The organism is Rivibacter subsaxonicus, assembly GCF_004217215.1.
Taxonomy (GTDB): Bacteria; Pseudomonadota; Gammaproteobacteria; order Burkholderiales; family Burkholderiaceae_C; genus Rivibacter; species Rivibacter subsaxonicus.
Genome location: NZ_SHKP01000006.1, coordinates 45,728 through 56,913, shown reverse-complemented (window position 1 = coordinate 56,913; position 11,186 = coordinate 45,728). Strand labels below are relative to the sequence as shown.

Sequence of the window (11,186 nt, the reverse complement as noted above, 5' to 3'; positions counted from 1 at the left end):
CCCGCGCGAGCTTCCCCGCAAGCGCTGGCGACATGGCGCGCGCCGCTTGCTGCGCGGCACGCACCCCCTGTTGGCCGGTCTCCGGGCTGGCGGAGACGACCCGTGCGACCTTCCCGGTCGCCTCGGGCGACCAGTGGCATGTGCACACGAGCGGGCATCCGGATCGCGTCGTTTCCGACGCGGAGCCAAACGCCGTCCGCTTACCGTTGCGGGGGCAGCGCAGGTTGGGCTTCACCGCTGCACGAGGTGTCGCCGCCCTGCTTCCCGTTTCACTGCACCGATGGAACCACCGGTGCGAGCACCAACGCCGCGCAGTGTAGCTTTGGCGCCGACGCTGCCGCGCGACGACGGCCGCGGTGTGCATTGCGCCCGCATCCGGGTGCCGGGCGCATGCGGGCGCGTGCGGGCGCGCGCGAGGCGCCACCTACAATCCGCGCGCCGCCTCGCATCCACGGACGCGAGGCCGGCCCAAGAAGAGGAATGGCATGGCGAGCATCGACGATCTGGCCGACCGCGTGGAGCGGCTGCTGCTGCGGCATGAAGAGCTGCAGCGCACGCATGCGCTGACGGTTTCGCAGCTGGCGGCGGTGACGTCCGAGCGCGACTCGCTGAAGTCGCGCCTGGCGGCGGCGCGTCAGCGCGTCGAGGCGCTGCTCGACCGGCTGCCGCCCGCCACGATCCCGGCCGAGTCGGACCTTTCCTCCAGTCAAGCGCGGAGCGACGACGAATGACCAAGCAGCTCGAGGTCACGATCATGGGCCAGAGCTACCTGCTCGGCTGCCCCGAGGGTGGCGAGCAGGCACTGCTGACGGCAGTGGTCGAGGTCGACCGCGAAATGAGCGCGATCCGCGACGCCGGCAAGGTGCGCGCGCGCGAACGCATCGCCGTGCTGGCCGCGCTGAACCTGGCCTACGCTCTGGCCAGGCAGCCGGAGCCAGCGCCGGCCGCCGCCAAGCCGGCCGCGCGCCTTCCCGGCGACGAACAGCCCGATGTCGATGCGCTGGTCAAGCGCATCGATGCATTGCTCGGATCAGACGGTCAGCTGCTGTAACGCTAGGCCCGCACGCAGCGGGTGCGTCGTACACTTTGATCGTCCGTCGCGTTCGCGGGAGTTTTATATTTCCTTGAACCAATGCTCATATGAGCCCGGGCTGGGAACATTGCTAGGCGGGCGTGAGCGTCTCGCGTCAGACGAACCCGAAGCCTTGCTGACCTGGCCCACCTGAACCCCCGCGTTCAGGAATGCGGCTCCCGGCTCGCGGCGGACACCTTTTCTTCCTCCCGCTGCCGCCGCGCGACAGCCCCGACGCGATCCATCCGATGGCCTACTGGCTGATGAAGAGCGAGCCCGAGGAGTGCTCGATCGACGATCTTGCGCGAGCCCCGATGCAGTCGGTGCCCTGGACTGGCGTTCGCAACTACCAGGCGCGCAACTTCATGCGTGACGCGATGCAGATCGGCGACGGCGTGCTGTTCTATCACTCGTCCTGCCCGCAACCCGGCGTGGCCGGGCTCGCCGAGGTGAGCGCCCTGGCCTACCCCGACGCCACCCAGTTCGATCCGCACAGTCCCTACTACGACCCCAAGTCCAAGCCCGATGCGCCGCGCTGGCTGCACGTGGACGTGAAGCTGGTTCGCAAGACCTGCCTGCTGCCGCTGGCCGAGATGCGCGCCGCGCCGGAGCTGGCTTCGATGGAGCTGCTGCGACGCGGCAGCCGGCTCTCGATCACGCCGGTCACCCCTGCGCAGTGGGCCGCGGTGCTGGTCAGGCTCGAAGACAAATCTCGATGAGCCTGCTCGACGGCAGGCTGGTCCTCGAACTGCTATTGCTCGGCAGCATCGGCGGCTTTCTCGCCGGGCTGCTCGGCATCGGCGGCGGCATGATCCTCGTGCCCTTCACCAGCTGGATCCTGGCCGGCCGCGGCGTCGAGCCAGGCCTCGCACTGAAGATGGCGATCGCGACCTCGATGGCGATGATCCTGTTCACCTCGATCTCGAGCGTGCGCGCCCACCATCGGCGTGGCACGGTGCGCTGGGACCTGGTGCGCGGCCTGGCGCCGGGCATCGTCGGCGGCGGGCTGCTGGCCGGCGCCGGCGTGTTCGCGATGCTGCGCGGCCAGGCGCTGGGGCTGGTGTTCGGCCTGTTCGTCGCGCTGTCGGCAACCCAGATGCTGCTCGACCGCAAGCCGGCTCCGACCCGCCAGATGCCGGGTCCGGGCGGACGCGCCGCCGCGGGCGGAGTGATCGGCTTCGTCTCGGGTCTGGTCGGCGCCGGTGGCGCCTTCATCTCGGTGCCCTTCATGACCTGGTGCAACGTGCCGATCCACAACGCGGTCGCCACCAGCGCCGCGCTCGGCCTGCCGATCGCGCTGGCCAACGTCAGCGGCTACCTGATCGGCGGGCGCGGCCTCGACAACCCGGTACCGGGCTCGCTGGGCTACCTGTGGCTGCCGGGCGTCGCGCTGCTGGCCAGCGCCAGCGTGCTGTGCGCGCCACTGGGCGCCCGCATGGCCTACAGGATGAACGTGGGCCAGCTCCGGCGCGCCTTCGCGCTGCTGCTCTACGGCATTGCCGCCCACATGCTCTGGAAGGCCGTTCGCGGCTGAAGCCGCGCAGCGGCCGCTGCACGAACCGTGTCAGCGCGGGTCGAAGGGGATGCTGGCCAGCGCCACGTGGTTGCCGCCACGCTGCTTGGCCTCGGCCAGCGCGTCACTGGCGGCCTGGACCAGCCCGCTCTGCGTCTGCGCGGTGTGCGGGAAGCTCGCCACGCCCATCGAGACCGTGAAGCGCAGCGCCTGCCCGTCGCGCACCACGAGCTGGGTCGCGCACTGGCGGCGCAGGCTCTCCATGCGCGAATGCGCGGTCGCCAGGCCGACGCCCGACAGCAGCACCGCAAAGCTGTCGCGGCCCATCCGGCAAGGCGCGTCCATCGCCCGCGTGTTGCCGCGCAGCAGACCGGCGAGGGACTCGGCCACGCGCTCGCGGTCGGCCTCGTCGTGCGCCGGCCCCTGTGCCGACGCCGGATCCAGCTCGACCAGCACCACGGCAAACTCGCGATGCTCGCGCATCGAGAGGTCGACCTCGCGCCGCAGGTGATCTTCGAACTGCTCGGCCGGGTACAGGCCGCCACCGGCCGCACGCGAGGTGCCCCGGCTCTCGGCATCCTCGCGCAGCCCGGCGTTGACCTGCTGCTGGGCTTCGAGCTGCAGCAGGGCCTCTCGCAGCGAGGCCTCGGCACGCCGCAAGGGGCTCGACTCGAGCCAGACGCCGAGCAGCGCCGCGCCGCCGGGGCCGGCCGGATCGAGCCGCATGCGCACGGTCTGAAACTCGCGCCGCTGGCCGTCGCGATCGATCGTGAACTCGCTGCGCACGGGGCCGGGTTGCACGCCGAGCGCCTGATCCTGCAATCGCAGCGTGGCGGTCAGCGCCGGAGGCAGCAACTCCGCATCTGCGCGACCGGCCAAGCTGCCGTGTGCGATGCCGAGCAGCCGCTCCGTCGCCTCGTTGGCAAACACGTAGCGGCTATTGCCGTCCTTGAGGTAAACCGCGGCCCCGATGGCGTCGAGCGCCACGGCAAGCGACATCCACGAAGGATCCAGGGCGGGCGCGGTCATCGCTTCGGTGGCGGGCAGCATTGCTGTGATCGCGCGGTTGGCTTCGGGCCTGAGCGTCCGAACGGACACCGGATGAAATGATGATAGCGGCGGCACCGCCAACCGCACCCCCGAGGATTGGTAGAACTGTGGTTCGATCAGGGTGGGTCCCGATAATCGCCCGATGCAAGTCTTCGATGTCGTGGTCGTCGGCGCCGGCGCTGCCGGCCTGTTCTGTGCAGGCGTTGCCGGCCAGCGTGGTGCCCGCGTGCTCTTGCTGGACCATGCCGCCAAGCTGGCCGAGAAGATCCGCATCTCTGGCGGCGGCCGCTGCAACTTCACCAACAGGGAAGCCGGCCCTGCAAACTTCCTGTCAGACAACCCGGCCTTCTGCCGCTCGGCACTGGCCCGCTTTTCGCCACGCGACTTCATCCGCCTGCTCGACCGCGACCGCATCGGCTGGCACGAGAAGCATCGCGGCCAGCTGTTCTGCGACGAGGGCAGCGAAGAGGTCATCCGCTTGCTGCTGCGCGAGTGCGAGGCCGGTGGCGTCACGCTGCGCCAACCCTGCGGCGTGCACGCGGTGCGCCATGGCGACGCCGGCTTCGAGCTCGACACCGACGCCGGCCCGGTGCGTTCGGCGCGGCTGGTGATCGCCAGCGGCGGCCTCTCGATCCCGAAGATCGGCGCCACCGACTTCGGCTACCGCGTCGCGCGCCAGTTCGGGCATCGGGTCATCGAGCCACGGCCGGCGCTGGTACCGCTGACTTTCGACGCCGCGGCCTGGGCGCCGTTCGCCGAGCTTGCCGGTCTTTCGCTCGAGGTGCGCGCCAGCACGGGCGCCGGACGAGTCGGCGGGACGCGCGGCGAGTTCCTCGAAGACCTGCTGTTCACCCACCGCGGCCTGAGCGGACCGGCGATCCTGCAGATCTCGAGTTTCTGGCAGCCGGGCGCGCCGATCAGCCTCGACCTCGCGCCCGGCATCGACCTGGCCGCGACCCTGACCGGCGCCAAGCAAGGCGCCCGGCGCCAGCTCGACACCGAACTCGCGCTGCACCTGCCGGCGCGCCTGGCGCAGCGCTGGCTGGCTCCGCTCGGCGAACTCGGTCGGCGGCCGCTGGCCGACGTGCGCGACCGCGACCTGCAGGCGCTGGCCACCTCGCTGCAGCGCTGGCAACTCACGCCGACCGGCACCGAGGGTTGGCGCAAGGCCGAGGTCACGATCGGCGGCGTCGATACCCGCGAGCTGAGCTCGCAGACGCTGGAGAGCCGTCGCCTGTCCGGCCTGCACTTCATCGGCGAGGTCGTCGACGTCACCGGCTGGCTCGGCGGCTACAACTTCCAGTGGGCCTGGGCCAGCGCCCACGCCTGCGCCCAGGCGCTTGCACCGGTGGCCTCTGCTGCGTGAGCGCCCGCTCACAACGCGATTGCGATCGCACGGCCCGTCGTGCTATACTCTCGGTCTTTGCCGGCAAACTCGCGCGTCGAGTCGCGGCAGCAGCTAAAGCGCAGCAGAACCTCCGGGTTCAAGGCTGGGCGGGGTGATCCGGAACCACCGCGCCACAGTTTGCGATCTGCCAGCCCCGACCTCCGAGCGCCCAACACAGGATCCTGATTTAAATGACCACCATCCGCGTCAAAGAGAACGAGCCGTTCGACGTTGCCCTGCGCCGCTTCAAGCGCACCATCGAGAAGCTCGGCCTGCTGACCGACCTGCGCGCTCGCGAGTTCTTCGAGAAGCCCACTTCCGAGCGCAAGCGCAAGAAGGCGGCTGCGGTGAAGCGCCAGCACAAGCGCCTGCGCAGCATGCAGTTGCCCAAGAAGATGTACTGAACTTTGCTCCCTCGAGCACGCTGCGCCTTCGGGCGTGGCAATTCAAAGCCCGCGGGGGACGCCCAGGCGGGCTTTGTCGTTTCTGCTGAACCACCTTTCCCGGAGTCCACGCGATGAGCCTGAAAGACCGCATCACCGAAGACATGAAGAACGCGATGCGTGCCAAGGAGGCCGAGCGCCTCGGCACGATCCGCCTGCTGCTGGCCGCCCTCAAGCAGAAGGAGGTCGACGAGCGCGTGGTGCTCGACGACGCCATGGTCATCGCGATCGTCGACAAGCTCGTCAAGCAGCGCAAGGACGCGATCACCCAGTTCACGCAGGGCGGGCGGGTGGACTTGGCCGACAAGGAAGCGGCCGAGATCGTCGTGCTCGAGGCCTACCTGCCGGTGCGGCTGTCGGCCGAGGCAGTGGCGGCCGAGGTCGCCAAGCTCTTGGCCGAACTCGGCGCCAGCGGCCCGGGCGACATGGGCAAGGTGATGGCCGCGGCCAAGCAGAAGCTGGCCGGTGTGGCCGACATGGGCCAGGTGTCGGTGGCGGTGAAAGCCGCCCTGGCGCGCTGAGGAACCTCGTCTGCCCTAAGCTTGAGCGTATGAGCATCGACCTGCCCGCTTTTCGCCTCAACGCCGACATCGCCACCGCCCCCCAGCTCGGACCCGAGCACATGGCGGCGGCCGCGGCGGCCGGCTTCAGGAGCGTCATCAACAACCGGCCCGACGGCGAAGGCGGCCCGCATCAGCCGAGCAACGCCGCGGTCGAGGCCGCCGCCCGCGCCGCCGGGCTCGAATACGCCTACCTGCCGGTGGCCGGCGGCTACCAATCGCCCGAAGAAGCGCAGGCGATGGCAGCGCTGATGGAGCGCCTGCCCAAACCGGTGCTGGCCTTCTGCCGCAGCGGCTCGCGCAGCGGGCGCCTGTACGCGCTGTCGCTGGCGGCAGCGCGCGACGCGCACTGAGTCGATCGCCGCCGCAGCGATGAGCGCCGCGGAGCGCCACATCGCCCATCTCGACATGGACGCGTTCTACGCGTCGGTCGAGTTGCTGCGCTACCCGCAGCTGGCCGGCCAGCCGGTGGTGATCGGCGGCGGGCGGCGCCACCAGCCCGAGCCGCAGCCCGATGGCAGCCTGCGCTTTGCGACTCTAGAAAGCTACGTCGGCCGCGGCGTCATCACCACCGCCACCTACGCCGCGCGCGCCTTTGGGCTGCACTCCGGCATGGGGCTGATGAAGGCCGCCAAGCTGGCGCCGCAGACGGTTCTGCTGCCGACGGATTTCGACGAGTACCGCCGCTTCTCGCGCCGCTTCAAGGCGGCGGTGGCCGAGCTGGCGCCGGTGATCGAGGATCGCGGCATCGACGAGATCTACATCGATCTCTCGCAGATCGAGGGTGTGGCAGCCGACCACGGCGCCGCGATCGCCGCCGCGATCAAGGCCCGCGTCAAGGCCGCCACCGGCCTGAGCTGCTCGATCGGCGTGACGCCGAACAAGCTGCTGTCCAAGCTGGCCTCAGAGCTCGACAAGCCCGACGGCCTGACGATCCTGCGCGAGGCCGACGTCGAGAGCCGCATCTGGCCGCTGCCCGCGCGCCGCATCAACGGCATCGGCCCCAAGGCCGCCGCGCGGCTCGAAGCCGAATGCGGCATCAGGACCATCGGCGAACTCGCGGCCGCTGCGCCGCACGAACTGATCGAACGCTTCGGCCGCAGCTACGGCGCCTGGCTGCATGCCGCAGCGCATGGCCGCGACGAGCGCGCGGTGGTGACGGAGCAGGAGACCACCAGCATCAGCCGCGAGACCACCTTCGAGCGCGACCTGCACGCGCGGCGCGACCGCGCGCTGCTGACGCCCGTCTTCACACGACTGTGCGAGCAGCTCGCGGCCGACCTCCAGCGCCACCAGCTGGAGGCCCGTACCATCGGCATCAAGCTGCGCTACGACGACTTCCGCACGCTGACCCGCGTGCAGACACTGCCGGTGGCCACCGCTCAGCCGGCAGCGATCCGGCGCGCCGCCGGCGAATGCCTCAAGCGCGCGCCGCTCGAGCAACGCCTGCGCCTGCTCGGCGTGCGCGCCAGCAGCCTGCAACCGGCCGGCACCCCGCCGCCGCCCCAGCCGCCCCAGACCGCCGACCTGTTCGCCTGAGTCAGGGCTGCAGTTCGTCGACGCTGGCCTGCACCAGGTTGGCGACCAGCTCGACATCGAGCGGCTGCTGCAGCCGGCACTTCAGGTGCCGCAGGCCCTTGCCGGTGCCCTCGAGCGCGCTGAACTGGGTCGCCAGCAGCGCGCCGTTGAAGAACTGCAGCAGCACGTAGCTCTTGTGAGCCGCGATGCCGATCGCGTTGCGCCCCTGGTGCTGGAACACCACGTTGCCCCATTGCAGCGTCTGAGTCAGCTGCGGCGCGGTCTCGGCCACCAGCTTGTGCAGGGCCTGGGCCACTTCGCGCACCGGCGGACTCAGGGTGTCGAAATGCGCCGCGATCAGCGCAGCGGGTCGAACCGGGGAGCGCATCGGCGTGGCGCCCCTTCAGCGACTGCCGGCGAAGGTATTGCAGTCGGGCACCTTGCCGCCGGCAAAGCCGCGCTTGAACCACTCGACCCGTTGCGCGCTGCTGCCATGCGTGAAGCTCTCCGGCACGATGCGACCCTGCGACTTGCGCTGCAGCGTATCGTCGCCGATCTGCGCCGCGGCGTTGAGTGCTTCCTCGATGTCGCCTGCCTGGAGCCACTGCTTGGCCTGCTGCGAATGGTGAGCCCAGACGCCGGCCAGGCAGTCGGCCTGCAACTCGACGCGCACGCTGATCGCGTTGCCCTGCGCCTCGCCGGCCTGGCGCTGCGCGGCGTTGGCCCTGTCGCTGATGCCGAGCAGGTTCTGCACATGGTGGCCGACCTCGTGCGCGATCACGTAGGCCTGGGCGAAATCGCCGGGCGCGCCCATGCGCTGCTTGAGCGTGTCGAAGAAGTCGAGGTCGAGGTAGACCTTGCGATCGGCCGGGCAATAGAACGGCCCCATCGCGCTCTGCCCGGTGCCGCAGGCGGTCGGCGTGGCGCCGCGAAAAACCACCAGCCGCGGCGGCTCGTAGCTCGCACCGGCCTGCTGGAACAGCGGTGTCCAGACATCCTCGGTGCTGGCCACCACCACCCGGACGAAACGGGTGTCCTCGCTGGTCGCCGCGGGGCCGGACTGCTCCTGCTGCGCCCCCGGCATTGCCGGCATCCCGCCGCCGCCGAGCAGGCCAAGCACCGTCAGGGGGTTGATGCCGAACACCGCGCTGGCGATCAGCGCGATGACGATCGCCCCGATGCCCAGGCCCTTGCCGCCTCCCGGCATGCGCATGCCGCGCCGGTCCTCGACGTTCTCGCTCTCGCGCTCGCCATCCCACCGCATCCTGATCTCCGGTTGAACTGCTCCCGGATCATGGTACGCCGCAGCGTGCCGCCCACGCCTGTGCGACTAGGGGGCTTTCAGGTCTTGGGCAGGGTCACTCCGCGCTGCCCCTGGTACTTACCACCGCGATCCTTGTAGGAGGTCTCGCAGACCTCGTCGCTTTCGAAGAACAGCACCTGGGCGCAGCCCTCGCCCGCGTAGATCTTGGCCGGCAGCGGCGTGGTGTTGCTGAACTCGAGCGTGACGTAGCCCTCCCATTCGGGCTCGAAGGGCGTGACGTTGACGATGATGCCGCAGCGGGCGTAGGTGCTCTTGCCCAGGCAGATCGTCAGCACGTTGCGCGGGATGCGGAAGTACTCGACGGTACGCGCCAGCGCGAAGCTGTTGGGCGGGATGATGCAGACATCGGCGTTGATGTCGACGAAGCTGCGCTCGTCGAAGGCCTTCGGGTCGACCACCGTCGAGTAGATGTTGGTGAAGACCTTGAACTCGGGCGCGCAGCGGATGTCATAGCCGTAGCTGCTGGTGCCGTAGCTGACGATCTTGTGGCCGTCGGCCGCGTGCCGGACCTGGCCCGGTTCGAAGGGCTCGATCATGCCGGTCTGCTCGGCCATGCGGCGGATCCACTTGTCGCTCTTGATGCTCATGCTGTTTCCCTGTCGCGGCGCGCGCCGCAGGCGGAATTGTAGGCAGCGCCCCGGGCCGCTCCCGATGGCGGCCGGCGCCGGCGCTGCGTAGCATCCGGGCCTGTTCCGGCGCGACGATGGCCGCCGGCCTGGAGGATCCCATGCGCAACGCCACCCAACTGCTTTCCGACTACGCCGCCTACCACCGCGACCGCCGCAACATCGCGACCCACTTCGTCGGCGTGCCGATGATCATCTTCGCGGTCTGCATCCTGCTGTCGCGCCCGAGCTTCGAAGTCGCCGGCCTGGCGCTCAGCCCGGCCTGGATCGTGTTTGCCATCAGCGCAGCCTGGTACCTCACGCGCGGCCAGCTGGTGCTCGGCTTCGTCACGAGCGCGATCATCGGCGCGATGACGCTGGCCGGCGCGCAAGTCGCCGCCGGCTCCACGGCCACCTGGCTGGCCAGCGGCATCGGACTGTTCGTCGTCGGCTGGGTGATCCAGTTCGTCGGCCACCACTACGAGGGCCGCAAGCCGGCCTTCGTCGACGATCTCACCGGCCTGATGATCGGCCCGATGTTCGTGTTTGCCGAGATGATGTTTCTGATGGGCTGGAACAAGCCGCTGCTGGCCGAGATCGAGGCCAAGGTCGGGCCGACCCACCTGCGCGACATGCAGCAGCCCGTGGCCTGAGGCACGCACCCGAGCACTGGCCACGATGAGAAGAAACACCCTTCGCGCCGTCCTCGCGCTGCTGGTGCTGGTGCTGCTGCTCGGCAGCTGGATCACGATCCAGTGGCTGCGCCGACCGGCCGTCGAGCCCTATGCGGATCTGGCGCTGTCGCAGGCCTTCCCGGTGCCCGGCAAGCTGAGCATTCGCCACGCCGGCGTCTCGACGTTGGTCTTCGACGATGGCGAGACCGCCTGGATGACCGATGCCTTTCTCTCTCGCCCCAGCCTGCGCAGCGTGGTGCTCGGCAAGATCCAGCCCGATACGGCAACGATCGAGCGCGAGCTCAAGCGTCTCTACGTGAACCGGCTCGCCGCGGTGATCCCGCTGCACACCCACTACGACCACGCGCTCGACTCGGCGCTGGTGGCCGAGCGCACCGGTGCCCTGCTGGTCGGCTCCGCGTCGGCCATGCAGCTCGGCATCACGCAGGGCCTGCCGGCCGATCGCATGAAGCAGGTGAGGTCGGGCGACACCTTGCAACTCGGCAAGTTCAAGCTCACGTTCATCGCCTCGCACCACAGCCCGACACCGCTCGACGATGGCCGCACGCTCGAGACCATCGACGCGCCGCTCACGCTGCCGGCGCGCGCCTCCGCGTGGCGTGCCGGCGAGGTCTGGTCGCTGCTGGTCGAGCACGCGAGCGGCCAGCGCGTGCTGGTGCAGGCCAGTGCCGGCTTCGCGCCGGACGCGCTGGCCGGCAAGCGCGCCGACGCGGTGCTGCTCGGCGTCGGCACCCTCGGCAAGAAGGACACGGCCTATGTCGAGTCCTACTGGCGCGAGGTGGTGCTCGCCACCGGCGCCAAGCGCGTGATCCCGATCCACTGGGACAACTTCAGCTTGCCGCTCGACCAGCCGCTGCAACCGATGCCGCTGCTGCTCGACGACTTCGAGCACACGATGAACGAACTCAGGCGGATGGGCGCGCGCGACGGCGTCGAGATCCGCATGGCGCCGCCTCTGCTACCGTTTCGCCCCTAAGCGCGGGCCGACGGGCGGCTCGCACTCACCCGATGCTTCGCCC

At 69.9% G+C, this 11,186-nt stretch carries 15 protein-coding genes, 1 other RNA gene and 1 riboswitch; of the genes, 12 read left to right on the top strand and 4 right to left on the bottom strand.

Translation table 11 applies throughout. The annotated features are described in order from the left end of the window. Positions 1-55: 55 nt before the first annotated feature. A riboswitch (cobalamin riboswitch) is annotated at positions 56-321 on the bottom strand. A 164-nt stretch (positions 322-485) separates the two neighbouring features. From EV670_RS10225 to EV670_RS10205, 5 genes are all read left to right on the top strand, one after another. Continuing rightward, positions 486-731, top strand: coding sequence for a DUF904 domain-containing protein (locus EV670_RS10225; RefSeq protein ID WP_130431771.1), 246 nt, complete (start codon positions 486-488; stop codon positions 729-731). Next, on the top strand, positions 728-1,051 hold the full coding sequence (locus EV670_RS10220) for a cell division protein ZapA (protein ID WP_130431770.1): 324 nt from the start codon (positions 728-730) through the stop codon (positions 1,049-1,051). Before EV670_RS10225 ends, EV670_RS10220 begins: the two co-directional genes overlap by 4 nt. Positions 1,052-1,090: 39 nt before the next feature. After that, positions 1,091-1,270, top strand: a non-coding RNA gene (ssrS, locus tag EV670_RS10215) — 6S RNA. A gap of 50 nt (positions 1,271-1,320) precedes the next feature. Next, positions 1,321-1,791: an EVE domain-containing protein gene (locus EV670_RS10210; RefSeq protein WP_130431769.1), complete on the top strand. Its 471-nt coding sequence runs from the start codon at positions 1,321-1,323 to the stop codon at positions 1,789-1,791. After that, positions 1,788-2,606, top strand: a complete 819-nt coding sequence (locus EV670_RS10205) for a sulfite exporter TauE/SafE family protein (protein WP_130431768.1) — start codon at positions 1,788-1,790, stop codon at positions 2,604-2,606. The genes EV670_RS10210 and EV670_RS10205 overlap by 4 nt, the downstream gene beginning before the upstream one ends. 30 nt (positions 2,607-2,636) lie before the next feature. Here EV670_RS10205 and EV670_RS10200 read toward each other — a convergent pair whose 3' ends face one another. Next, positions 2,637-3,614: a sensor domain-containing diguanylate cyclase gene (locus EV670_RS10200; RefSeq protein ID WP_242616908.1), complete on the bottom strand. Its 978-nt coding sequence runs from the start codon at positions 3,612-3,614 to the stop codon at positions 2,637-2,639. Positions 3,615-3,777: 163 nt separating this feature from the next. Here EV670_RS10200 and EV670_RS10195 point away from each other — a divergent pair, with 163 nt between their 5' ends. The 5 genes from EV670_RS10195 to dinB all read left to right on the top strand — a co-directional run bounded on the left by EV670_RS10195 (position 3,778) and on the right by dinB (position 7,564). Beyond that, complete coding sequence (locus EV670_RS10195) at positions 3,778-5,001, top strand: BaiN/RdsA family NAD(P)/FAD-dependent oxidoreductase (RefSeq protein WP_130431766.1); 1,224 nt, start codon at positions 3,778-3,780, stop codon at positions 4,999-5,001. 212 nt (positions 5,002-5,213) lie between these two features. Beyond that, positions 5,214-5,426: a 30S ribosomal protein S21 gene (gene rpsU / locus EV670_RS10190; RefSeq protein ID WP_130431765.1), complete on the top strand. Its 213-nt coding sequence runs from the start codon at positions 5,214-5,216 to the stop codon at positions 5,424-5,426. A 113-nt stretch (positions 5,427-5,539) separates the two neighbouring features. Continuing rightward, the gene (locus EV670_RS10185; RefSeq protein WP_130431764.1) at positions 5,540-5,986 is read left to right on the top strand and encodes a GatB/YqeY domain-containing protein; all 447 of its coding nucleotides are present in this window, start codon (positions 5,540-5,542) and stop codon (positions 5,984-5,986) included. Between the two features lie 35 nt (positions 5,987-6,021). Continuing rightward, positions 6,022-6,378, top strand: coding sequence for a protein tyrosine phosphatase family protein (locus tag EV670_RS10180; protein ID WP_130432772.1), 357 nt, complete (start codon positions 6,022-6,024; stop codon positions 6,376-6,378). A 19-nt stretch (positions 6,379-6,397) separates the two neighbouring features. Beyond that, on the top strand, positions 6,398-7,564 hold the full coding sequence (gene dinB, locus EV670_RS10175; RefSeq protein ID WP_130431763.1) for a DNA polymerase IV: 1,167 nt from the start codon (positions 6,398-6,400) through the stop codon (positions 7,562-7,564). 1 nt (position 7,565) lies between these two features. Here dinB and EV670_RS10170 read toward each other — a convergent pair whose 3' ends face one another. The 3 genes from EV670_RS10170 to dcd all read right to left on the bottom strand — a co-directional run bounded on the left by EV670_RS10170 (position 7,566) and on the right by dcd (position 9,454). Next, a complete protein-coding gene (locus EV670_RS10170) occupies positions 7,566-7,931 on the bottom strand; it encodes a DUF1801 domain-containing protein (protein WP_130431762.1) in 366 nt (121 codons plus the stop codon). A gap of 15 nt (positions 7,932-7,946) precedes the next feature. Then, positions 7,947-8,807 (bottom strand): KPN_02809 family neutral zinc metallopeptidase, encoded by an 861-nt coding sequence (gene ypfJ, locus EV670_RS10165; protein ID WP_130431761.1) that lies wholly within the window; start codon positions 8,805-8,807, stop codon positions 7,947-7,949. A gap of 77 nt (positions 8,808-8,884) precedes the next feature. Beyond that, positions 8,885-9,454, bottom strand: coding sequence for a dCTP deaminase (dcd, locus tag EV670_RS10160; RefSeq protein WP_130431760.1), 570 nt, complete (start codon positions 9,452-9,454; stop codon positions 8,885-8,887). A 140-nt stretch (positions 9,455-9,594) separates the two neighbouring features. Between dcd and EV670_RS10155 the strand changes: the two genes are divergently transcribed. Next, complete coding sequence (locus EV670_RS10155; RefSeq protein ID WP_130431759.1) at positions 9,595-10,125, top strand: Mpo1 family 2-hydroxy fatty acid dioxygenase; 531 nt, start codon at positions 9,595-9,597, stop codon at positions 10,123-10,125. Between the two features lie 25 nt (positions 10,126-10,150). Next, positions 10,151-11,143, top strand: a complete 993-nt coding sequence (locus EV670_RS10150; RefSeq protein ID WP_130431758.1) for an MBL fold metallo-hydrolase — start codon at positions 10,151-10,153, stop codon at positions 11,141-11,143. Positions 11,144-11,186: the final 43 nt, after the last annotated feature.

Coding starts and splice junctions, on each gene's coding strand:
- EV670_RS10225 (WP_130431771.1), top strand. CDS start 486: ATGGCGAGCATCGACGATCTGGCCGACCGCGTGGAGCGGCTGCTGCTG.
- EV670_RS10220 (WP_130431770.1), top strand. CDS start 728: ATGACCAAGCAGCTCGAGGTCACGATCATGGGCCAGAGCTACCTGCTC.
- EV670_RS10210 (WP_130431769.1), top strand. CDS start 1,321: ATGGCCTACTGGCTGATGAAGAGCGAGCCCGAGGAGTGCTCGATCGAC.
- EV670_RS10205 (WP_130431768.1), top strand. CDS start 1,788: ATGAGCCTGCTCGACGGCAGGCTGGTCCTCGAACTGCTATTGCTCGGC.
- EV670_RS10200 (WP_242616908.1), bottom strand. CDS start 3,614: ATGACCGCGCCCGCCCTGGATCCTTCGTGGATGTCGCTTGCCGTGGCG.
- EV670_RS10195 (WP_130431766.1), top strand. CDS start 3,778: ATGCAAGTCTTCGATGTCGTGGTCGTCGGCGCCGGCGCTGCCGGCCTG.
- rpsU (WP_130431765.1), top strand. CDS start 5,214: ATGACCACCATCCGCGTCAAAGAGAACGAGCCGTTCGACGTTGCCCTG.
- EV670_RS10185 (WP_130431764.1), top strand. CDS start 5,540: ATGAGCCTGAAAGACCGCATCACCGAAGACATGAAGAACGCGATGCGT.
- dinB (WP_130431763.1), top strand. CDS start 6,398: ATGAGCGCCGCGGAGCGCCACATCGCCCATCTCGACATGGACGCGTTC.
- EV670_RS10170 (WP_130431762.1), bottom strand. CDS start 7,931: ATGCGCTCCCCGGTTCGACCCGCTGCGCTGATCGCGGCGCATTTCGAC.
- ypfJ (WP_130431761.1), bottom strand. CDS start 8,807: ATGCGGTGGGATGGCGAGCGCGAGAGCGAGAACGTCGAGGACCGGCGC.
- dcd (WP_130431760.1), bottom strand. CDS start 9,454: ATGAGCATCAAGAGCGACAAGTGGATCCGCCGCATGGCCGAGCAGACC.
- EV670_RS10155 (WP_130431759.1), top strand. CDS start 9,595: ATGCGCAACGCCACCCAACTGCTTTCCGACTACGCCGCCTACCACCGC.
- EV670_RS10150 (WP_130431758.1), top strand. CDS start 10,151: ATGAGAAGAAACACCCTTCGCGCCGTCCTCGCGCTGCTGGTGCTGGTG.